General features: G+C 66.5%; 1 protein-coding gene. It reads right to left on the bottom strand.

The features are described from left to right. On the bottom strand, nt 1-816 hold an 816-nt coding region (locus LGM42_RS32935; protein WP_319001470.1), incomplete at both ends, for an FAD-binding oxidoreductase.

Here is an 816-nt window from a genome sequence, read left to right as displayed (position 1 = left end):
CGCGTCGACCAGCTGCAGCTTGTTCTTCAGCGACAGCTCGATGTTGATCCGCTCGATGCCGTCGGTGTACTCGCCCATCCGGTTCAGCGGGATCACGACGTCCTCGTTGATCTTGAACGCGTTCGTGTGCTTCGCGATCGCCGCCGTGCGGCTGCGGTCCAGCCAGAAGCGCTTGCGCGCCTCCGCGCTGACCGCGACGAAGCCTTCGCCGCTCTTGCCGTTCGCCATCCGGATCACTTCGGACGTCGCGTGCGCGACCGCGTCGGCGTCGTCGCCGACGATGTCGCCGATCAGCACCATCTTCGGGAACGCATTGCGCTTGCTCTTGGTCGCGTAGCCGACCGCACGCAGGTAGCGCTCGTCGAGGTGCTCGAGGCCCGCGAGGATCGCGCCGCCCTGCTTCGACGTCTCGAACAGGTAGTCCTTGATCTCGACGATGCTCGGGATCGCCTCGCGCGCCTGGCCGAAGAATTCGAGGCAGACGGTGCGCGTGTGCGCGGGCATCTTGTGCAGCACCCAGCGCGCGGACGTGATCAGCCCGTCGCAGCCTTCCTTCTGCACGCCCGGCAGGCCGGCGAGGAACTTGTCGGTGACGTCCTTGCCGAGCCCTTCCTTGCGAAAGCGCCGGCCTTCGATCTCGAGCATCTCGGTCTTCAGCAGCTTCTCGCCCGGCGCGTACGCGCCGTCGAACCACTTCAGCTCGAAGCGCGCGACCGCGATGTCGTGGATCTTGCCCTGGTTGTGCTCGTGGCGCGTGACTTCGAGCCAGTTGCCGTCCGGGTCGACCATCCGCCACCACGCCAGGTTGTCGAGCGC

Source organism: Burkholderia sp. AU39826 (assembly GCF_020419965.1).
Classification (GTDB): Bacteria; Pseudomonadota; Gammaproteobacteria; order Burkholderiales; family Burkholderiaceae; genus Burkholderia; species Burkholderia semiarida.
The sequence above is the reverse complement of the archived record's forward strand: the minus strand, read 5'-3'. Positions and strand labels throughout refer to the sequence as shown.